General features: G+C 61.2%; 16 protein-coding genes. 7 read left to right on the top strand and 9 right to left on the bottom strand.

Annotation, left to right across the window (positions count from 1 at the left end; all coding sequences use genetic code 11):
• Nucleotides 1-12 precede the first annotated feature (12 nt).
• Entirely contained in the window at nucleotides 13-414 is a 402-nt protein-coding gene (locus tag K2Q04_RS04875; protein WP_291160058.1) for a hypothetical protein, read from the bottom strand.
• Nucleotides 415-756: 342 nt separating this feature from the next.
• Between K2Q04_RS04875 and K2Q04_RS04880 the strand changes: the two genes are divergently transcribed.
• A complete protein-coding gene (locus K2Q04_RS04880) occupies nucleotides 757-1,974 on the top strand; it encodes an MFS transporter (RefSeq protein ID WP_291160061.1) in 1,218 nt (405 codons plus the stop codon).
• Between the two features lie 9 nt (nucleotides 1,975-1,983).
• On the opposite strand, the gene K2Q04_RS04885 is transcribed toward K2Q04_RS04880, so the two are convergent.
• A complete protein-coding gene (locus K2Q04_RS04885) occupies nucleotides 1,984-3,570 on the bottom strand; it encodes a DHA2 family efflux MFS transporter permease subunit (RefSeq protein ID WP_291160064.1) in 1,587 nt (528 codons plus the stop codon).
• A gap of 23 nt (nucleotides 3,571-3,593) precedes the next feature.
• The gene (locus K2Q04_RS04890; protein WP_291160067.1) at nucleotides 3,594-4,874 is read right to left on the bottom strand and encodes an HlyD family secretion protein; all 1,281 of its coding nucleotides are present in this window, start codon (nucleotides 4,872-4,874) and stop codon (nucleotides 3,594-3,596) included.
• 164 nt (nucleotides 4,875-5,038) lie between these two features.
• On the opposite strand from K2Q04_RS04890, the gene K2Q04_RS04895 reads away from it, so the two are divergent.
• The gene (locus K2Q04_RS04895; RefSeq protein ID WP_291160070.1) at nucleotides 5,039-5,716 is read left to right on the top strand and encodes a TetR/AcrR family transcriptional regulator; all 678 of its coding nucleotides are present in this window, start codon (nucleotides 5,039-5,041) and stop codon (nucleotides 5,714-5,716) included.
• Between the two features lie 26 nt (nucleotides 5,717-5,742).
• Here K2Q04_RS04895 and asnB read toward each other — a convergent pair whose 3' ends face one another.
• From asnB to K2Q04_RS04910, 3 genes are all read right to left on the bottom strand, one after another.
• Nucleotides 5,743-7,782: an asparagine synthase (glutamine-hydrolyzing) gene (gene asnB, locus K2Q04_RS04900; protein ID WP_291160073.1), complete on the bottom strand. Its 2,040-nt coding sequence runs from the start codon at nucleotides 7,780-7,782 to the stop codon at nucleotides 5,743-5,745.
• A gap of 344 nt (nucleotides 7,783-8,126) precedes the next feature.
• On the bottom strand, nucleotides 8,127-8,378 hold the full coding sequence (locus K2Q04_RS04905) for a hypothetical protein (RefSeq protein WP_291160076.1): 252 nt from the start codon (nucleotides 8,376-8,378) through the stop codon (nucleotides 8,127-8,129).
• A 177-nt stretch (nucleotides 8,379-8,555) separates the two neighbouring features.
• On the bottom strand, nucleotides 8,556-9,401 hold the full coding sequence (locus K2Q04_RS04910; RefSeq protein WP_291160079.1) for a MoxR family ATPase: 846 nt from the start codon (nucleotides 9,399-9,401) through the stop codon (nucleotides 8,556-8,558).
• A 612-nt stretch (nucleotides 9,402-10,013) separates the two neighbouring features.
• On the opposite strand from K2Q04_RS04910, the gene dksA reads away from it, so the two are divergent.
• From dksA to K2Q04_RS04930, 3 genes are all read left to right on the top strand, one after another.
• On the top strand, nucleotides 10,014-10,451 hold the full coding sequence (dksA, locus tag K2Q04_RS22175; protein ID WP_339086892.1) for an RNA polymerase-binding protein DksA: 438 nt from the start codon (nucleotides 10,014-10,016) through the stop codon (nucleotides 10,449-10,451).
• Nucleotides 10,452-10,566: 115 nt separating this feature from the next.
• Complete coding sequence (locus K2Q04_RS04920; protein WP_291160086.1) at nucleotides 10,567-10,839, top strand: hypothetical protein; 273 nt, start codon at nucleotides 10,567-10,569, stop codon at nucleotides 10,837-10,839.
• A gap of 610 nt (nucleotides 10,840-11,449) precedes the next feature.
• Nucleotides 11,450-14,011 (top strand): PAS domain-containing sensor histidine kinase, encoded by a 2,562-nt coding sequence (locus K2Q04_RS04930; protein ID WP_291160090.1) that lies wholly within the window; start codon nucleotides 11,450-11,452, stop codon nucleotides 14,009-14,011.
• 64 nt (nucleotides 14,012-14,075) lie between these two features.
• On the opposite strand, the gene fae is transcribed toward K2Q04_RS04930, so the two are convergent.
• The 3 genes from fae to K2Q04_RS04945 all read right to left on the bottom strand — a co-directional run bounded on the left by fae (nucleotide 14,076) and on the right by K2Q04_RS04945 (nucleotide 16,048).
• Entirely contained in the window at nucleotides 14,076-14,648 is a 573-nt protein-coding gene (fae, locus tag K2Q04_RS04935; protein WP_092865367.1) for a formaldehyde-activating enzyme, read from the bottom strand.
• A gap of 148 nt (nucleotides 14,649-14,796) precedes the next feature.
• Nucleotides 14,797-15,300: a hypothetical protein gene (locus tag K2Q04_RS04940; protein ID WP_291160096.1), complete on the bottom strand. Its 504-nt coding sequence runs from the start codon at nucleotides 15,298-15,300 to the stop codon at nucleotides 14,797-14,799.
• 199 nt (nucleotides 15,301-15,499) lie between these two features.
• Nucleotides 15,500-16,048, bottom strand: a complete 549-nt coding sequence (locus K2Q04_RS04945) for a hypothetical protein (RefSeq protein WP_291160098.1) — start codon at nucleotides 16,046-16,048, stop codon at nucleotides 15,500-15,502.
• A gap of 214 nt (nucleotides 16,049-16,262) precedes the next feature.
• On the opposite strand from K2Q04_RS04945, the gene recA reads away from it, so the two are divergent.
• Together recA and alaS are read left to right on the top strand one after the other, a co-directional pair.
• Entirely contained in the window at nucleotides 16,263-17,399 is a 1,137-nt protein-coding gene (gene recA / locus K2Q04_RS04950) for a recombinase RecA (RefSeq protein ID WP_291160101.1), read from the top strand.
• A 206-nt stretch (nucleotides 17,400-17,605) separates the two neighbouring features.
• Complete coding sequence (gene alaS / locus K2Q04_RS04955) at nucleotides 17,606-20,305, top strand: alanine--tRNA ligase (RefSeq protein ID WP_291160104.1); 2,700 nt, start codon at nucleotides 17,606-17,608, stop codon at nucleotides 20,303-20,305.
• The last annotated feature ends 104 nt before the right edge of the window (nucleotides 20,306-20,409 follow it).

Below are 20,409 nucleotides of genomic sequence, written 5' to 3' on the forward strand. Positions count from 1 at the left end.
GGCGCTTTAGGTTCAGCGAAAGCCGGCGGCCTCGCGGAGCTTGCCGATTGCGTCTTTCATGGATGCCGATGTGAAGCGCGCGCGCCAAGACGTGCGCTGATCAAGAAGGGATTCGGCTTCAGATCCGGTTTTGCCGTCGCGTGCCGTGGATGCAATGGCGAGCGCTTGTTGGACCAGGGTCGGCTTCTGTGCTCGGTTGCGGTTGTTGAGATTTGCAAGTTTGGCCGCACGTAGCGCCGCCAACTGCTTCGCCGTGCCGGTTGGCGTTCTCTGCAGACTGGCTTTCGCGACAGGTGCGGAGATTCCAAGCTTGTTGATCGGGCGATCGGCCGCCCATGCCGGTTGCGCGACTGCGACAAGTGAAAGAACGACACATATGCGCGCCGCCGTGAATTTGGTTCGCTTCAATTCCATCGCCGTCTCCCTGAAATTATTCGAACGCGAGAATTTTGCCGGGACGCCTGAGCCGGTGGGCCTAGGGTCCGGATGATCTCGTTTGATGCGGCGGGGCCGGCGCCGCTGTTCCGCTTGGAACAGGCTCCAGTTGCGAGGGCGGGCGTTCCGTCGCAGCGACGGGGCGCGCGTGCGCAATCACTCGGGATGAGCGGCGAGCTATGAGCGTGCGACAGTTCGCAGTTGCAAAATGGCGATGACTCGCCCCTCGACGCGGAACAAATTCCGTAACATAGGCCGTTAGTTATTCACGCCCTCGCTCTTTTGCGGTGCGGCGAAGCTCGGCAGCCAGAAGAGGTGCACATGGACGTGAGGGCGGATGCTTTTGACAGCGTGCAGACACCGCACGCGAAGCAGCTAACCCCGCGTCAGGTCAATCTCGTACATTTCGCGCTGGCGATGGGCGGCTTCGCAATCGGCACGACTGAGTTCGCGGCCATGAGCCTGTTGCCGTATTTTGCGGCGACGTTCGGAATTTCCGAGCCCGATGCCGGATACGCCATCAGCGCCTACGCGCTCGGCGTCGTTGTCGGAGCGCCGGTCATTGCGGTGCTCGCCGCGAAATGGTCGCGCCGGGTGTTGCTTCTGACTCTGATGACGATCTTTGCCGTCTTCAATGTGATGACAGCGTTTTCGCCGACGTATGGCTCGATGGTCGCCTTTCGCTTTTTGAGCGGCCTTCCTCATGGCGCGTACTTCGGTGTCGCGATGCTCGTTGCGGCGTCGCTCGTTCCGGCGAACGCCCGGGCGCAGGCCGTTGGCCGCGTTCTTATCGGTCTTACGATTGCTACGGTGATCGGTGTTCCCGTTGCGACGTGGATCGGGCAGGCGCTCGGGTGGCGTTCGGGTTTTGGAATCGTCGGCGTTCTTGCAGCTCTGACTGTTTCGCTCATTTGGCTTTATGTGCCGGCCGACCAGCCGACCAAGGAAGCGAGCATGCTGCGCGAGCTTAGCGCGCTGAAGCGGCCTCAGGTGTGGCTAACGCTTGCAATCGGCGCTATCGGCTTCGGCGGCATGTTCGCCGTCTATTCGTATCTCTCATCGACACTGACGGACGTTACGCACGTTCCTGCCTACGTGGTGCCGATCGTGCTCGTCTTTTTCGGCGTTGGCATGACCGTCGGCACGTACGTCACCGGCCGCCTCGCGGATCGGGCGCTTATGCCGACGGTCGGTGGGCTGTTGCTTTGGAGCTTGGTGTCGCTGACGCTCTTCCCATTTGCGGCCGGCAACATCTACGCGGTGACGCTGGTGGTATTCATGATCGGCTGCGGCGGTGGTCTCGGAACCGCGCTGCAGACACGCTTGATGGACGTCGCCGGAGAGGCGCAGACGCTGGCCGCTGCTCTCAATCACAGTGCATTCAACATGGCGAATGCGCTTGGCCCGTGGCTTGGCGGCATGGCCATCGCGGGCGGATACGGCTGGACGTCGACCGGGTGGGTCGGTGTCGCTCTTGCTATCGGCGGCCTGTTCTTCTGGGCGCTTTCGCTACTGAGCGACGGCAAGCGGCGAGCGTGACAGAGTTGGTCAGTGGCCTCCGGCGCCGCCTGGGACCGCTTCGGGCTTTCTCATGAGCAGCGTGAAGAACGCGGCAGACGCGAATAGCGCAGTCAGCACCAGGAAGAGATCGGCAAACGACAACACGTTCGCCTGCATGCGCACCATCATCGCGAGCTTCTTCAGCGCCGCCATGTCGCCGTCGGCCTGCATCGCGTTCGAGAACGTCTGCTGCATGCCTTGAAGGCGATCCTCGGCAATGGGATGTCCCCACGAAACCTGCTCGTGCAAGCGCGCGAGATGCAGGTCGAGACGCTTGTTCAAAAGAGTATTGATGATCGCCAGGCCGACGGCGCCGCCAAGGTTGCGCGTCAGGTTGAAGAGGCCGGAGGCGTTCTTCAGCTGATCGGGCGGCAGGGTGCCGAGCGAGAGGTTGTTGATCGGCACCATGCACAGCATGAGCGAGGAACCGCGCAGGACCTGAGGAAGCAGCAACTCCCAGAAATCCCAGTCCGTGGTGATGCCGCTCGCGATGTAGGTTCCGGCCGCAAAGCCGATGAAGCCGATCAACATCATGATGCGTGGATCGAGGATGCTCGCGAGACGTCCGCTGATCGGAGCAGTCAGGAACATCGCGACGCCGGTGACGAACATCGTCTCGCCGATCATCAAGGAACTGTAGCCGCGGATCTGGGCGAGGTACACGGGGTAAACGTATGTCAGGCCGTAGAGGCCTATGCCCATCGTGAAGCTGAAAGCCGAACCGAACGCGAAGTTCCTATTCTTGAAAGCTCTGAGTTCGACAATCGGATCTTTCGCAGTCAGGGCGCGCCAGAAGAAGACGATGGCGCCGATAACGGCCAGGACTCCGAACGTTGCGATCGTCTGATCGTCGAACCAGTCGTAGCGGGGGCCTTCTTCCAGCACGTATTCGAGCGAGCCGAGAAATATCGCCATCGCGATGAGGCCGACGTAGTCGAAGCGGTCGAAGAGGGCAAAATTCGGCTGGTCGAAGTCGACGAGGAAGTAGACGGCGATGGCGACGAGGATGCCGGGGCCGACGTTGATAAGAAACAGCCAGTGCCATGAGAAGGCGTCGGTGAGATAGCCGCCAACGGTCGGCCCTATCGTCGGCGCGAGCGTTGCGACGAGGCCGATGATTGGGGAGACGATGTTGCGCTTCGACGGCGGAAACAGCGTGAACGCTACGGCGAAGACGCTCGGGATCATGCCGCCGCCAATGAACCCTTGGATCGCGCGGTAGAGGATCATCTGGTCGATCGTCGTCGCGGTGGCGCAGAGGGCGCTCGCGGCCGTGAAGCCGACGGCGGCCGTAAAGAAGAGAACTCGTGTCGAGAGCGCGCGCGCGAGGAAGCCCGAGAGCGGGATCATCACGACTTCGGCGATGAGATACGCCGTCTGGACCCACGGAATCTCGTCAGAGCTTGCCGAGAGGCCCGCCTGGATTTCCGTCAACGACGCCGAGACGATCTGAATGTCGAGGATCGCCATGAACATGCCGAAGACCATGGCGAGGAAGCCCGCGAGCTGGCGCGGCGTGACGCCGATCCATTCGAGCTTCTGAGCTTCGTCGGGCGATTTCGTCAATTCGGCCATGGCCTGGCGCCTTTTGCCGGAAGCTATTGCAGCGCGGCTTGATCGTGGCCGGCGTCTTTCGGCGTCGTCCGCGTATCGACGCTGACAACGACGGAGAGGCCAGGGCGCAATTTGTTGTGCGCGGTCGCCGCGGGGATCGTGATGCGAACCGGTACGCGCTGAACGATCTTTGTGAAATTGCCCGTGGCGTTTTCTGGCGGCAGCAGCGAGAACAGGGAGCCCGATGCGGGCGAAACGCCTTCGACGGTGCCCTTCAGGGATTCGCCGTTCAACGCGTCGACGCGCACCGTCGCGGTTTGGCCCGGGACGATTTCGGGAAGCTGCGTTTCCTTGAAGTTCGCATTGACGAAGACCTTGTCGAGCGGCACGACCGCGGCGAGGCGTTTGCCCGGCGTCACGTAATCTCCGACCTGGACGCCGCGATTGCCGATGACGCCATCGAAGGGCGCGCGGATGACGGTGAAGGAGAGATCGCGCGCGGCCTGATCGACCGCGACCTGCAATTCCTTCGCGACCTTCTCAGCCTGATCGCGCTGGGCGTGGAGCAGAGCGACGTTGGCGTCGGCGGATTGAATCGCGGCTTCATTGGCTTTCACTTGAGCGTACGCGGAATCGCGCGCGGCGGTGGCGGCATCGAGCGATGCTTTCGTGGCGTAATCCTTGGCGGTCAAGGCGTCCGTGCGTTTGAAGTCAGCGACGGTTTTGATGACGTTGGCTTTCGCGGAGTCGAGTTGTGCGCGGGCTTGTTCGCCGGAAGCTTCCGCCGCTTTTATCTGCGCGTCGAAGGTCTTGATTGCGGCGAGCTGCGTTGCGAGCTTGGACTGGGCTTGCTCGAGCGCCAGGCGATAGTCGCCGTCGTCTAGTTTGACGAGCGTCTGGCCTTCCTTCACCTGCTGATTGTCGACGACGGGCACTTCCGCAACGATGGCCGGGATCTTCGGCGAAATGATCGCCATGTAGGCGCCGACGTACGCGTCGTCCGTCGAGACGAGGAAGCGGCCGACGGTGATGTATTCATAAGCGAAGTAGGTGAGGCCCATGAGGGCGAGCGCGCCGATGCCGAGGAAGATCGGCTTGCGGCGCGATGCAGGCTTCGCCGGACCGGTGGCCGTCGTGGTTTCGGATATCGATTCGCGCGCGTGCGGCTGCTCCGGCTTCTGCGCGGTGTTGGGTTTTGCCGCCTGCGTCTGGGCAAGCGCGCTCGGGTTGGACGCTAGCCGCGGCCGTTCATCGGATTCCGACGTGGTGTCGGTCTCATTCGGTCTGGGCCGCAGCGCCAGACGACTACTCGAATTCCCACCCATAACACCCAAATCCCTTCAAACCGGCGAAATTAAACCGGCTGGTTCAGTTCATGACTTGACATACAACGCAGATGGGCGATTATCAAGATGAAACTGAACCGTTTGGTTCGATTTTATTGTATGAGTACTGAACCGCGAGTTCAGAAGGTGTAAGGATGACAAACATGGAATCTGTGCATTTAACCCCAGAACCAACGAGAGAAGACCGGCGCGGCGGTCGCCCTGCAGCGGGAACCGATCCGCAGAAACGCCGTCAAATTTTGGAGGGCGCAGGCCGGATATTTTCGACAGCGGGTTTCGATGCTTCGAGCATGAGCGACGTCGCTCGCGAAGCGCGCGTCTCAAAGGCGACGCTCTACGTCTATTTCCAGGATAAGGAGCATCTCTTCACTGCGATCTGCGCCGAGCGACGCGATCGCAACATCTCCGAGATCCTCTCACTGCTTGATACCGGGAAGCCGTTTGAATCCGTTCTGACGGAATTCAGCATCGAGGTGTTGACGATCATGTCCGAGCCGTTCGTCGTTGCCGCGCATCGGATCGTCATCGGTGTCGCTGAACGGATGCCCGAAGTCGGAACCGAGTTCTTCGAGCGTGGACCGAAGCGGGTTGCAACCGCGCTCGGCAAATTTTTCGATCATCATGTTGCGGCGGGGCGGCTCGAGATTGCCGACACCTATTTCGCGGCAACGCAGTTCTTGGAACTGATACAGGCCTCGATCATCCGTCCGCGGCTTTACGGCGCGATCACGGAGCGTCCGACGCGTGACGAGATCGAAAAGAATGTCGCGTCCGCCATCGCCATTTTGACGGCGGGCTACGGACCGCGCGGACAGCGCTAACTGAACTTGTACTTTCCCGAGACGTGCTAGCTCGCAAGCGCTGGCACGCTCTCGGCAAAGTCGAGATCGCGGGGCTCGGTGGCCGGAACACCTGCGATCGTCCGCCAGCTCGGAAGATTGGCGAGCGTCGGGTCGATGTAGGTGTGGTGCCAGAGCTGCGTCGCGAGCACTGCAACGAGCCCGAGCTCGGCGGAGCTGCGTTGATATCCCCAGGGCGACAGTCCCTGATATTTTCCGCGCCACTCACGTACTGCTTCAGGATCGAAATAGCCGGCCTTCTTGATCGAGGCATCGCTCAAGAGTTCGTCGACGTACGGCAGGCGCTGCTGGAGGAAGAAGCCGTCGAGCGGCGCGCGGAACATGCCTTTCGGCCGCCATGCGACTTCTTTCGGCAGCCACTTTTCGGCGACGCGGCGAAGCAGATACTTCTCGGTGAGGCCCTTGAACTTCCACTTCGGGTCGATGCCGGCGAGAAAATCGAAGACATTGTTGTCGAGGAACGGATAGCGCATCTCGACGGACTGGCTCATGGCGATGCGATCGCCTTTGAGGCTCAGAAGCTGTCCGGGCAGATGGATTTTTCCCGCCCAGTAGACGCCGCGATTGACCGGATCCCAGGTCTTCGCGCGCGACATGTCGGACGCGATTGCCGCGTAGGGATCGTGGCTGCTCAATTTGGCGAGCATGCTCGGGCTGTAGAAACGGGAACGCGACGCTCCGAGAAGACTGTAGAATCGCTGGAACGCGTGCATGCCGCCTGACGATTCTGCGTTGCGGACAAAGTAAGCGATGGTCTCATCGTTGCAGCCGAGCCAGCGATATAAGAATTTCTCGGCGAGCGCCGACGCTACGCCTCCCGACGCTTTGCCCATCCAATCGAAGACGCGATCGAACTTGTACCAAGGGTAGCCGGCGAGCCATTCGTCGGAGCCTTCGCCCGTCAGCGCGACTTTGAAACCCTTTTCGTGCACCTTGCCGGCGAGCATCATCAGCGACGTGCAGGACGTGTCCGTCACGGGAGCTTCGGTTGCGACGAGCAATTTCTGGTAGTTCGCGACGATGTCGTCCGATCCGCATGGCACGATGTAGGGATCGGCGGAGAGGTGCTTCGAGATGATCGCGGCCTGCTCGGTTTCGTCGAGCTTCGGGTCGCGGATCTTGACGGTGAATGTCGCCGGCGCGGCGCCGAGAATATCCTTGGCCATCGCAACGACGGTGCTCGAGTCGACGCCGCCCGAGAGGTAGGAGGCAACTGGAACGTCGGCGCGCAGCCGCCGCTTCACAGCCTCGTAGAGAACGCTCTCGAATTCATCGACTAGTTTCTTCTCGTTCTGTCCGCGTGCCTCTTGACCCGCAGCCGGGAAATCCATTTCCCAATAGGTGCGCTCGCTAATCGTTGCGTCTTCGCCGCTGCGGCCGCGCGAGATCGTCAGGAATTTGCCCGGAGGCAGAATGTTGATGCCTTCGAAGCAGCTGAACGGTCCGGGCACAGCCAAGAAATTAAAGACCGCATCGACGCCACGCCGGTCGGGCTTCGGGTCGACCATTCCGGTCGCGAGGATCGTCTTGATCTCGGAACCGAAGATGAGCCAGTCGCTGCCAAACCGGGTCGTGCGTGTCCAGAAGAGAGGGCAGATGCCGAAGCGGTCGCGCGCGAGGATGAATTTCTGCTTGCGCTCGTCGGCGAGGGCCACGGCGAACTGGCCGTTGAGCTTGGCGAACATGTCTTCTGCGAACTCTTCCCACATGTGCGGGAAAATTTCGGTATCGCAGTGCGTCTTCAAAACGTGGCCGCGTGTTCTCAGATCCTGGCGCCAGTCGTCGTGATCGAAAATCTCGCCGTTGAAGATCGCCGTGATCTGCTTGTCTTCGTTGAAGACAGGCTGCTGGCCGTCGGCGAGGCCGACGATGCTGAGACGGCGCGATGCAAATCCAAATCCGGGACGCTGAAGGTAGCCGTCTTCGTCGGGGCCGCGATGAAGCATCGCGTCGGCTGCGCGTTTCAAGACGGACAGCGGAACGGAGCGCCTGCCCCTAAGATCGATTATTCCGAAAATGCCACACATAAGGATTATCCAACGGTTCTCGCAGGCCATCCGGGCTGCTGACGAGGAATGAAAAGTGCGACGCTGTCCCGCTCCGCCGGAACCTGAGACGCGGCCGCTTCTGCGACTGGGCCAATCGTAATGGATTGGCTTACCGAAACCTATATGGCCACAAGGGCTCGCAATGGTGGTTACCGTTCGCGACAAATACGCGCGTCGCCCGGCATTTTCGATAATTGATCCTTCAAAAAAAGCGGCTGGATCGCTGCATTGCGTCAGCCGCGTAACGTAGCCTTGGATGATTTGCGCATTCATCCATCTTGTTAGGCGCTCGCGGGGTAGTGCTGCCCGCGAGCGATTGCGCATTACGGATTCGGTTTGGCGGGCTCGGTCGCCTTGTCGGCGGCAGCTTTTGCATCGGCTGCGGCTTTATCGGCTGCGGCCTTGGCGTCTTCTGCAGCCTTATCGGCAGCTGCCTTGGTGTCAGCAGCGGCTTTGTCAGCAGCAGCCTTCGCTTCGGTCGCAGCCTTGTCGGCTTCGGCTTTTTCCTTGGAATTGTCGCAGGCGATAAGTCCGAGAGCACTGATCACACTCAAGGCGACGAGAACTTTTCTCATTTCAATTTCTCCCTTTCACGCGCTTCTATTTTTATAGCAAGCAGTCGCGTGCTGCACATTCATTGGGGCGCAACCGGAGGGAGAAATCAAGGCAATAGAAAAGGTCGTGAATCCGACGTTAAAAGCGAACCCTCTGTGCGAGGGGTAATTGAACTTAAGCGTTCGGCCGCGATTAATCTATTCGTTGCGGCGGCGCGTCATGAACGCAAGGCGTTCTAGGAGATGAGTATCCTGCTCGTTCTTGATCAAGGCGCCGGCGAGCGGCGGAACGAGCTTTCGTGGATCTTTCTCGTTCAGTAAGGCCGGGTCGATGTCCTCATGCAGGAGGAGCTTCAACCAGTCGAGAAGCTCAGATGTGGAAGGCTTTTTCTTCAGGCCCGGAACGTCGCGAAGTTCATAGAAAACCCGCAGGGCATCGCTGACGAGACGGTTTTTCAGGCCCGGGAAATGCACATCGACGATCCGGCGCATCGTCTCGGCGTCGGGGAATTTGATGAAATGGAAGAAGCACCGGCGGAGAAATGCGTCCGGCAGCTCTTTTTCGTTGTTCGAGGTAATGAGCACCACGGGACGCGTCTTGGCTTTGACCGTCTCGCCCGTTTCGTAGACGAAGAATTCCATACGATCGAGTTCTTGTAGAAGATCGTTGGGGAATTCGATGTCGGCCTTGTCGATTTCGTCGATCAGCAGCACACTGCGTTTCGGCGCTTCGAATGCGTCCCACAGCTTGCCGCGTTTGATGTAGTTGGCGATATTCTTAACCCGCTCGTCGCCGAGCTGGCCATCTCGCAGCCGCGAAACGGCATCATATTCGTAAAGGCCTTGCTGCGCTTTCGTCGTCGATTTGATGTGCCATTCGATCAATGGGGCATCGAGGGCCTTCGCGACCTCCGTGGCGAGGACCGATTTACCCGTGCCGGGCTCGCCCTTGATGAGGAGCGGCCGCTCAAGCCGGATCGCGGCGTTGACCGCGATCTTGAGGTCGGGCGTGGCGACGTAGGAGGAGGTGCCTTCGAAGTTCATGAGGGTGTCTTGGGGGCCTTAAAAGCGTGGAGCAAGGTGACTGAAGCGCGCTCCACGGCAAGGATCTGTTAAAGGCTGAGAGCTGAGGAATTCATCACCTCAGTATAAGTGCCTGTAATCGTTGAAGTAAAGCTATATCTGTCAAATTTAGTATGGCTTCGTAGCGAGCTTGACTCGGGGGGCCTCACCCATAGATAAGGGGCGGCCGAAAGAGGCCGAGTCAGGGTCGACTTTTTTCGGCGGAGGACTAATCGGCTCGAGCGAACGCAGCCTCTGGAGAGGCGGACGATGAGCAAGGCAACCGGAACGAAGACGGCGAAGCCTAAGACGGTCGCCAAGAAGCCTGTCGCGAAAGCCGGGCCCCCGCCGAAGAATGACAAAAATTTAGCGAGCGTTGGAAAGGCGGCTCAGGCTAAAAAGCCCGATACGTCAAAGGCCAAGGCGGCAAAGACCGCTGCTAAAGCGACACAGACCAAGGCTCCGACGGGGATCACCGCTTCGCCCGTTAGCAAGCAGGCGCCGCCGAAGCCGAGCCAGGCAAGCGCGCCGGCACGAACATTGGCTGCCGCAAAGCCGGCAGCGCCGAAAAAGTCAGAGGGTACAAGCACCAAGATGGCTGCGCGCGTTAAGATTGCAGATATCGTTCTCCCGCCGGGCTACAAGCCTTCGGAGAATGAGCCGTTCATGAATGACATGCACAAGGCTTATTTCCGCAAGCGCCTGCTCGATTGGAAGGACGAGATCCTTCGTCAGACACGAGAGACGCTGGCGATTTTGCACGAGGATTCGACACAGCACGCGGACCTTGCCGATCGGGCCACCTCCGAGACGGATCGGGCCACGGAACTCAGGACGCGCGATCGCCAGCGCAAGCTCATTTCCAAGATCGAAGCGGCGCTGGGCCGGATCGAGGACGGCTCGTATGGCTATTGCGAGGATACCGGCGAGCCGATCGGCCTAAAGCGCCTCGATGCCCGCCCGATCGCGACGCTATCGGTCGAAGCGCAGGAGCGCCACGAGCGGCGCGAGAAGGTCTATCGCGAGGAATAGCTCGCGGCCACCAGCTGAGCCGTATCGAAAGCGAACAGTCCTTCACGGCTCGTTAAAGATTTCGGCTCACATTCAATTTCGTCATGCCGTGCATGCGTCTGGATGGGGTTGCGTCGTGAGCGCTCGTATTACTTTCGTGTTGTCCGCTGTCATCGCGGCCGCGACAGGCGGCCTTTCGCATTTCAATCGCGCAGAGGCCGAGCCCTTGAAAGCTGCCGTTGCGGTTCATCAGCTGCGGGACGCCAAGCCGGGCTGGAAGATATCGCCGGCAAGTCTGGTTACCAACGGCGCCAAGTCGATCAGCGCGCCCGTCGCAAGCGAAACGCGGCGGCTCGACCTCAGCAAGCTCACGATGGCCGATTTCGGCGACGTCGAGCAGTCGCGCTAATTGAAATTAAAATTTGGGCGGATCCGAGTGGTCCGCGGGTTCCGGGCTGCGGCTGAAAATCGGGCTTCGGCGCACGGGCGCCGACGCCGCTTCGCTCGGCGATGCGGTCGCTGAGCGTCCACTCGATGAATTGATTCCCGATTCGATAACGAGATCGACGGGGCCGCCAATCATTACCAAATGCTCCACATCGTCCCGCCGGATGAGTACGAGCTTGCGGCGGCTATCGACGCTGGCTTGATCTACAACATCAAGGCGGCGCTCACCTTTCGGCCGAAACAAAATCGCTGACGGCGCAGTTCCTGTGAGATAGGCGCGGATGAACACAGCAGCCCCCGCGCAGAGGAGGGCGACAACGGCCAGCAAGAACGTCCAAAAAATATAGGTTTCCATTTTTGCCTCGCCGCCGGGGTTACCGGTTGTGCCGATATCTTTCGAACTTCAAGGCTTCGATAGCCCCGAGTTGACTGCATGTTAACTCTCTTAAGCGAAGTCTTATGCAAGCGAAAAGCGCCGCACCGTTGCGGCACAGTTGCAGTTGCGTCTGAGTTCCATGTCCATGCCCCAGTCCGACGTCTCGATTTTCGAGAATCAGCTAGATTCTCTGTCCATGAAGGATCGCGAGGCGTTGAGGATCGATGCCGCCCCGGTCGATCCGCTGAACTCAGCGGAAGGGTTCGGCGGTTTCCTCCCTATTATCATTGTCGCCGCCGCTGGTGGCTCAGTTCTGTTCGGGCTGCTGGCGAGCGGCTCGGGCGAGCCGTTGCTTTTGACGGTCATCGCGCTTTTGGCGATGTTCGGCATTTTCATGCTTTTCGGTATCGCCGCCGGGCACATCAGGCTCGGGGCACGCGCGACGCCCTCGGACTTCCTCAAGGCTGCAATCGACGCCCACGACGAGCCGCACATCATTGCCAATGCCGACGGCACGGTTCTTTACGCGAACGCTGCCGTCGAGCGCATTCTCGGACGACATGAGGCGGGGCCATTCTCGGCGCTCGAGACTTTGCTGACGAGCGATGCGGAAGGAACGCAGGCATACTTCCAGTTGACGCGCGCGGCGGAGCGGGGCGAGGCGCGGCGCGAAGATGTTCGACTGCGGCCGAGCGTTGCTGGCCGCCCGTCTTGGGTGCGCATCAGCGTGCGCCCGTTCGCGACGTCCGATCAATCATCCGAGGATGTCTCGCCGCGTCAGCGACTGGTCTCATGGCAGATCACCGATGTTTCGGGCGAAAAGAGCCGCGAGGCTCAGCACATCGAGAAACTCGAGGCTTCTCTCGCGGCGTTCGACGCCATGCCGGCCGGTTTCATGTGGGTGTCGTCCGTCGGTGGCGCGATCCTTCATGTCAACGCCGCGTTCGAACAATGGCTCGGCTATCCGGCGGGCGCGTTGCGTGTGCGCAATCTCGGCCTTGCTGAACTCGCGGGCACCGAGGGCCTCCGGCTTCTCAAGCTGATGGCGACCATTGCGGACGCCGATCAGCGCGTCATCGATCTCGATTTGACCCGGCAGGACGGCCGAATCGTCGCCCTCACGTTGCTCGTCGAGCCGGTCGGCGATCAGTCCGAGCTCGGCTTCACGATTACGGCGATCAACCGGCAGACGGCAGGCCTCGTCGATCGCGGACAGCAGGATGTGCGCGCGTCGCAGTTCTTCCAATCGGCGCCGTTCGGCATTGCCGCGCTCGATGCGGAAGGCCGGATCGCGAATTGCAACACGGCCTTCATGCGAATGGTTCTCGACGGCAAGCCGGCGCAGGATGTGCTCGCGGCGGAAGCGCTGTGCCGTACCGCGGACCCCGAAGAGCGACTTCGCATCGAAGCGGGACTTGGCGAAGCTCTCACGGGCCGCGGCAACATTCAGCCGATCGAAATCACGGCCGGCGCACAACGCGAATTCACGCGCCGCATCTACATGTCGCCGCTCGCCGCCGTGCAAGGCGGAGCTGCAGCCGCGCTCTATGTGATGGACGCCACCGAGCAGAAGGTGCTCGAAGGCCGCGTCGCGCAGGCCCAGAAGATGGAAGCGGTCGGCAACCTCGCCGGCGGTATCGCGCACGACTTCAACAACGTGCTGACGGCGATCATCGGCTTCTCAGATCTTCTGCTGCAAACGCACCGGCCGAGCGATGCGGCGTATCGGGACATCAAGAACATCCAGTCGGCGGCGAACCGCGCTGCGAGCCTCGTTGCCGGTCTTCTCGGCTTCTCGCGCAAGCAGACGCAGCAGGTGACGGTCGTCGACGTCGGCGACGTGACGTCAGAAATGATGCCCGTGCTCAAAACGCAGGTCGGCGAGAAAATCGATCTGAAGATTCAGGCCGAGCGTGATCTTTGGTACGTCAAGGCCGACAGCAATCAGCTCTACCAAGTCGTCTTGAACCTCGTCCGCAATGCGCGCGACGCCATGCCGAACGGGGGAAAGCTGACGATCAAGACGCGCAACGTGACTGAGCGCGAAAGCCAGAAGATGAGCGGCGTTCCCGGCTTTACGCCCGGCGAGTACGTTGTGATCGAAGTTGCGGACACCGGCACCGGCATGGCGCCGGAGGTGATGGAGAAAATCTTCGAGCCGTTCTTCACCACGAAGGGCGTCGGCAAGGGTACGGGTCTCGGGCTCGCGTCGGTTTACGGCATCGTCAAGCAGTCGGGCGGTTTCATTCAGCCCGAGAGCGAGATCGGCAAGGGCACGACGTTCAAGGTGTTCCTGCCGCGTTACTTCGTCGAAGACGGCGAGGACGTCGAAACCGTTCTTCCGCAAACGATCGCCGCCGCCAAGAAGCAGCTTACGGCGACGGATCTCACGGGCACGGGACGCGTGCTTCTCGTCGAGGACGAACCGGATGTCCGGCACTTCGCAGCGCGGGCGCTACGCCGGCAAGGCTATCAGGTCGTCGAAGCCGCCGACGGCTTGGAGGCTCTCGAGCTGATGGCCGCCAACGAAGGCCAGATCGACATCGTCGTTTCCGACGTCGTGATGCCGGAGATGGACGGTCCGGCGCTCTTCAAGGAACTTAGAAAGCGTAATCCCTCGATCAAGGTGATCTTCGTCTCGGGCTATCCGAATGAAGCCTTCCGCGAGACGATGGGCTCGGACGACTTCGCGTTCCTGCCGAAACCGTTCTCGCTGCCGCAGCTCGCGGCGAAGGTCAAAGACGAGCTGGCGAAGTAGGTTCTTTTTAGCTGCGCCGGGCGACTCCCCTCCGGGGAGCCGGCCGCCCGGCGCGGAAGTGTTCTTAGATCTCGCCCTTCAAGCCGCGCTCGAAGTACTTGTGGATGATCTTGTCCTGGTTTTCGAGCAGCCAATCGATCGAAGGCTGGTAGTTCATCGCCTTATGAATGGCGAGGCTCGTCGCCTTGCGGTGGATGTCGAACAGGACTTTGTGGTCGAGCTTTTCGATCGTGGCGACCGAAGGATGGAGCCATACCGAAACGATGATGCCGAGGTCGTCGACCTTGTCCTTCGGAAGGTCTCCCGAGCGAACGGCATCGAGCACGCCCATCGCGGTCGCGTATTGGACGGTGCCCATCAGGATGCTCGTATAACGCTCGTTGTCGACGGTGACTTTGCTGACGCAGATCGTCGGCGGGCGAACCATAACGTCGGTGTTCAAGAGCGACAGTACGCGGGTGTGGCCTTTGACCTGATCGCCGAGGAGGGTCGCAAACGCGGTGCCGAACGGCCCGTCCATCTCGCCGATCGCAACTTCGGGTTCAGCCGCCGTTCCCGGGGGGCCGCCTGCAACGAGGGCTTCGCCGACGCGAATGCCGAAACGCCCTGATGCGGGGCGGGAAGTCGAACTGCTCATTACGTGTTCACCTTGTGCTTCGGATTATCGTTATGGCGCCGGTTTTAGACGCGGATATCGAGATACCCCAGAGCGCAGGTGGACGCGCCATAAGTTCCAGTTATGGCGCGTCTCGCGGTTTTCAGAGGATCGGGAAGGCTTGTCGCCCCTATTTGCAAGGAATTTCAATCAGGCCGTCGGCAGCGGCGGAATATCTGCGGCAGACCTCGGGCTGACCAGCGTCTGCGACTGTCTTCCTTCCTGAAACCGGCTGCTCAGTCGACGCGGTTGCGGTCGATAAAAGATCGCCCTTCTTCGCATCAGAACCGGTGCTGACTGATGCAGTCTGTTGCGCAGCCCGCTTGCTTGCGGCAACCTTCGCAGCCTCGGCCGCCTGCTCTCGACGTAAAGCCGTAAGGCGCGCCCGCTTTGCCGCGGCTGCGGCGGCCGCGCGCTCAGCGCGCAGCTCTTCGAGCTGCTCCTCGCGCGCCCTTTCGAACGCCTGAAAGCGATGTTCGTGACTTGCGCAATGCGGATGCTCCTCGGCAGCCTGGCGTCCTTGATTGCGGAAGAACGAACTCGCGTAGAAGGCGCCCATTCCAGCGGCTTCAGCCTCTGATACGAAGGCACTGGCGGCGACCAGTGCTGCGACGAGCGTTGCGATCTTGAGCACGGAGGTAACTCCTTGGCTTGGGTTCACGAGACTATTGCGCGGGTTGGGATGTGCCGCTGTTTCAAGCGGAACAGGCGTGCAGCGGAACGCAGCGACACGGCATGGCGAGTTTGACGGGCTTCTAAAAAAGTTTCGCGGCTCGCTCGGCCGGCTGACGCCGATGAGCGAACCGCGAATGTCCTCCGGCTGTTGATGACGGTTAGTGGCAGGGCGTCTCGATCAGGCTGTCGGTCGCGGCCGAATACCTGCGGCAGGTTTGGTCTGCGGCGACCGTGTCGGTGCCCGGCGTCGTCGAAGACGTTTCGACGTTGTCAGGCGATGTTTTCGTGGCCGTCGTTATCTTGGCGGTATTGTCGGTCGTCGCCGGCTGATCATTGTCAGCGGAAGGCAGGCGATCGCCTTTCTTCAGGATTGGCTTGTCGGCCTCGGCCGTCACCGGCGAGGTCGTCTCGGCCGCTGCAATCTGAGCGGCTTTCTGCTGCTGAAGCGCCAGCTGACGGGCGCGCTCGCGCTTGGCGGCCGCGGCTGCTGCCGCACGCTCTCTCGCCGCGATCATCTGACGACGGGCACGTTCGCGTTCATAGGCTTGTTCGCGGCGACGTTCTTCGGCGGCATGGGCGAGCATGCTTGCCGCTGCCATACCGCCGAAGAAGAAGCCGAGGCGACGGCCAGGGCCGGCTTGGGCGGCCGACGTGAATGAGCTGGCGAGGACGGCAACTGAGATCAGCGCGGCGAGTAACTTGGACACGGGAGCCTCCTTGGCTTGAACATGCACAGGAGATTGCACCGCGGCGACAAGTGGCGCTGTTTCGCCGGATACAGCTGTAGCGTTAATAGCGTTCGAAGCTCCGCGTTCGCGGAGCTTGAGAACAAAACGTGATTGACAGATTCGGAACAAATCAAGTACACACATCCTTAATTGATGGCGTAGGGCGCTTGCCATAGGGATTGAGGGTGACACGATGGAACGGCCGGATTGGACTGTGCTCGAAGGGGGCAAAATGGATAAGAAGCAGGCGCTAGAGCAGGCACTCGCGCAGATCGACAAGGCCTTTGGCAAAGGGTCGATCATGCGGCTCGGCGCCAACGACAAGCTCGACATAGAAGCGATCTCCACGGGATCGCTCGGTCTCGATATTGCGCTCGGCATCGGCGGATTGCCGAAGGGACGCATCATCGAGGTCTATGGTCCTGAATCGTCTGGCAAGACGACGCTGGCTCTGCAGGTCGTTGCGGAATGTCAGAAGAAGGGCGGCATCTGCGCTTTCGTCGACGCGGAGCACGCGATCGATCCGAGCTACGCGAAGAAGCTCGGTGTCAAGGTCGAGGAACTCCTGATTTCGCAGCCCGATACCGGCGAGCAGGCGTTGGAAATCGCCGATACGCTCGTGCGCTCGGGCGCGGTCGATGTGCTCGTCGTTGATTCGGTTGCGGCGCTGACGCCGAAGGCCGAGCTTGAGGGCGAGATGGGCGACAGCCTTCCGGGCCTGCAGGCGCGCCTGATGAGCCAAGCACTGCGCAAGCTGACGGGTTCGATCTCGAAGTCGAACACGATGGTGATCTTCATCAACCAGATCCGCATGAAGATCGGCGTCATGTTCGGCAATCCGGAAACGACGACGGGTGGCAACGCGCTGAAGTTCTATGCCTCCGTCCGCCTCGACATCCGTCGCATTGGGCAGATCAAGGAGCGCGAGGAAACGGTCGGCAACCAGACGCGCGTCAAGGTCGTCAAGAACAAGGTGGCTCCGCCTTTCAAACAGGTCGAGTTCGACATCATGTATGGCGAAGGCATCTCGAAAGTCGGCGAGCTGATCGATCTTGGCGTCAAGGCCGGGCTCGTCGAGAAGTCGGGTGCGTGGCTTTCCTATAACGGCGATCGAATCGGCCAGGGCCGCGAGAACGCGAAGACCTACCTCAAAGACAATCCGAGGGTGGCGGCCGAGCTGGAGCGGGCTATCCGCGCCAATGCCGGGCTCATCGTCGAGAAGATGCTTGCCGATCCGGCGGCGGGCGAGGACGACGGGGAAGAGCCGGACGAGGACGGGGTTCTCCCGGACGAGGATTCGGGGAAGAAGATCGCCAAGGCGAAGCGCTAAGGCTTGTTTATTTGGCGCCGGCGACACTCCTTCGTCGAGCCGGCCGCCAGCGCTGGGCGTCCTGAAAATGCCGCGCCTCGCGGCATTCCGTCCGCTATCGCCTTTTCTGGACACGTTCAGAGGCCGCCGCTACAACGGCGGCCTTAAGCCGTTCCGAGACGCTCTCGGGGCAAATTCACTCTCAATATCAGGCTCGAAAGCACCACATGGCCGGCGTCAGCGAAATCCGCGCTTCGTTTCTCGATTTCTTTGGAAAGAACGGGCACGAGATCGTGCCGTCATCGCCGCTCGTGCCGCGCAACGATCCGACGCTCATGTTCACGAACGCCGGGATGGTGCAGTTCAAGAACGTCTTCACAGGCCAGGAGACGCGCGCCATTCCCCGCGCCACGTCTTCGCAGAAATGCGTGCGCGCCGGCGGCAAGCACAACGACCTCGACAACGTCGGCTATACCGCACGCCATCACACGTTCTTCGAGATGCTCGGCAACTTCTCGTTCGGCGACTACTTCAAAGAGCGCGCGATTGAACTTGCCTGGAATTTGCTGACGAAGGACTTCGGCCTCGACAAGAAGCGGCTGCTCGTCACGGTCTATCACACCGACGACGAAGCTTTCGGGATCTGGAAGAAGCTCACAGGCTTTCCCGACAGCCGGATCATTCGCATCCCGACGAACGACAACTTCTGGCAGATGGGCGACACGGGACCGTGCGGGCCGTGCTCGGAAATCTTCTTCGATCATGGTGATAAGATCCCCGGCGGTCCTCCCGGCTCGGCCGATGCCGACGGCGATCGCTTCATCGAGATCTGGAATCTGGTGTTCATGCAATTCGAGCAGATCGCGCCGGGGAACCGCGTCGATCTTCCGCGTCCGTCGATCGATACGGGCATGGGGCTCGAGCGTATTGCGGCGGTGCTGCAAGGGAAGCACGACAATTACGACATCGATCTCTTTCAGAACCTCATCCAGGCCATTCGCCAGGAAGCTACGAAGGCCGGGGCGAAGGAGAGCGGCGGTGAGGCCAGTCCCGAATTCCTGCATGTCGCGCAACGCGTCATCGCGGATCACCTTCGTTCGACGAGCTTCCTGATTGCGGACGGTGTGCTGCCGTCGAACGAGGGGCGTGGCTACGTGCTTCGCCGCATCATGCGCCGCGCCATGCGCTACGCACATCAGATGGGTTGCGTCGAGCCTCTCATGTATCACCTCGTCCCCGCGCTCGTGCGCGAGATGGGGGATGCTTACCCCGAGCTCGCACGCGCGCAGCCGCTGATCAGCGAGACGCTGAAGCTCGAAGAGACGAAATTCAAGCGCACGCTCGACAACGGTCTGAAGCTTCTCGGCGAAAGCTCCGGCAGCCTCAAGAAGGGCGCGGTGTTTCCCGGCGACGTCGCGTTCAAGCTCTATGATACCTACGGCTTTCCGCTCGATCTGACCGAAGATGCGCTGAAGCCGCGCGGAATCACCGTCGATACGGCGGCGTTCGACGAAGCGATGAAGAAGCAAAAGGATGCCGCGCGCGCCGCCTGGAAGGGCTCGGGCGAGGCGGCGACCGAAGGGCAATGGTTCGAGATCAAGGACAAGATCGGCGCCACGGAGTTCCTCGGCTACGATACGGAGACGGCGGAAGGCATCATCACCGCGCTCGTTTCCGGCCGTTCGGAGGCGAAGGAACTGAAAGCGGGCGATGAAGGCGCACTGATCTTCAACCAGACGCCGTTCTACGGCGAAAGCGGCGGCCAGCTCGGCGATCAGGGTCTCGTGAAGGGCCCGAAGGGCGCGATTTTCCGCGTGACGGACACGCAGAAGAAGCTCGGCGATCTGTTCGTGCACTTCGGCAAGGTCGAGAAGGGCAGCTTCAAGGCGGGCGACGCCGTGGAGCTCGAGGTCGATCACGCGCGGCGCTCGGCGACGCGGGCCAACCACTCGGCGACGCATCTTCTGCATGAAGCTTTGCGGCAGGTGCTCGGCACGCACGTTGCGCAGAAGGGTTCGCTCGTTTCGCCGGATCGTTTGCGCTTTGACTTCTCGCACACGAAGCCGATGTCGGCGGAAGAGGTGAAGGCGGTCGAGGACATGGCGAATGCCGTGCTGCTCGAGAACACGCCGGTCGTCACCCGGCTGATGAACATCGACGATGCGCGTGCGACGGGCGCGATGGCTCTCTTCGGCGAAAAGTACGGCGAGGAAGTTCGCGTCGTGTCGATGGGCTCGACGCGCCCCGGCGCCAACAAGGCGTGGTCGGTCGAGTTGTGCGGAGGCACGCACGTGTCACGCACGGGCGACATCGGTCTCATCCGTGTTGTCGCCGAGAGCGGAAGTGCAGCAGGTGTCCGGCGGCTCGAGGCGCTGACGGGTGAAGGCGCGCGTGCCTATCTCGACGAGCAGGATGCGCGTGTGAGGGAAGCGGCAAGCGTTCTCAAGACGCGTCCCGAGGATCTCATTGAGCGGCTGAAGACTCTCGTCGAGGAGCGCAAGGCTCTCGAAAAGCAGCTGGCGGATGCGAAGCGGCAGATCGCGCTCGGTGGCGGCGGCACCGGTGCGGGCGCGGCAGCCAACGGCGATGCCATTCGTAGCATCGGCAACGTCAAGCTGCTGGCGCGGACGGTGCAGGGTCTCAACCCCAAGGATCTGCGCGGCCTCATCGACGACGGCAAGAAGCAAGTCGGCTCCGGCATCGTTGCCGTTGTCGGCGTGACGGAAGACGGCAAGGCGGGCCTCGCGGTCGGCGTTACCGACGATCTCGTCAAGACGTGGAGTGCGGTCGATCTCGTCAAGGCCGGCGCCGAGGCGTTGGGCGGCAAGGGCGGCGGCGGACGTCCGGACATGGCGCAGGCCGGTGGTCCGGATGGCGCCAAGGCGGGCGACGCGTTGAAGGCCATCGAGGCTCGCCTCGCGAGCTGACACGCCGGATAGACGTTTGCTGCACTGCGAAGCTGCGTTACCTTTCGGGCATTTCACTAATGCCAGCCCGGAAAAATGCGCTATATAGCCGCCGCTTTCCAACC

Source organism: Hyphomicrobium sp., from assembly GCF_019753045.1.
Lineage (GTDB): Bacteria > Pseudomonadota > Alphaproteobacteria > Rhizobiales > Hyphomicrobiaceae > Hyphomicrobium_B.

Coding starts and splice junctions, on each gene's coding strand:
- K2Q04_RS04875 (WP_291160058.1), bottom strand. CDS start 414: ATGGAATTGAAGCGAACCAAATTCACGGCGGCGCGCATATGTGTCGTT.
- K2Q04_RS04880 (WP_291160061.1), top strand. CDS start 757: ATGGACGTGAGGGCGGATGCTTTTGACAGCGTGCAGACACCGCACGCG.
- K2Q04_RS04885 (WP_291160064.1), bottom strand. CDS start 3,570: ATGGCCGAATTGACGAAATCGCCCGACGAAGCTCAGAAGCTCGAATGG.
- K2Q04_RS04890 (WP_291160067.1), bottom strand. CDS start 4,874: ATGGGTGGGAATTCGAGTAGTCGTCTGGCGCTGCGGCCCAGACCGAAT.
- K2Q04_RS04895 (WP_291160070.1), top strand. CDS start 5,039: ATGGAATCTGTGCATTTAACCCCAGAACCAACGAGAGAAGACCGGCGC.
- asnB (WP_291160073.1), bottom strand. CDS start 7,782: ATGTGTGGCATTTTCGGAATAATCGATCTTAGGGGCAGGCGCTCCGTT.
- K2Q04_RS04905 (WP_291160076.1), bottom strand. CDS start 8,378: ATGAGAAAAGTTCTCGTCGCCTTGAGTGTGATCAGTGCTCTCGGACTT.
- K2Q04_RS04910 (WP_291160079.1), bottom strand. CDS start 9,401: ATGAACTTCGAAGGCACCTCCTCCTACGTCGCCACGCCCGACCTCAAG.
- dksA (WP_339086892.1), top strand. CDS start 10,014: ATGGCTGCGCGCGTTAAGATTGCAGATATCGTTCTCCCGCCGGGCTAC.
- K2Q04_RS04930 (WP_291160090.1), top strand. CDS start 11,450: ATGAAGGATCGCGAGGCGTTGAGGATCGATGCCGCCCCGGTCGATCCG.
- fae (WP_092865367.1), bottom strand. CDS start 14,648: ATGAGCAGTTCGACTTCCCGCCCCGCATCAGGGCGTTTCGGCATTCGC.
- recA (WP_291160101.1), top strand. CDS start 16,263: ATGGAACGGCCGGATTGGACTGTGCTCGAAGGGGGCAAAATGGATAAG.
- alaS (WP_291160104.1), top strand. CDS start 17,606: ATGGCCGGCGTCAGCGAAATCCGCGCTTCGTTTCTCGATTTCTTTGGA.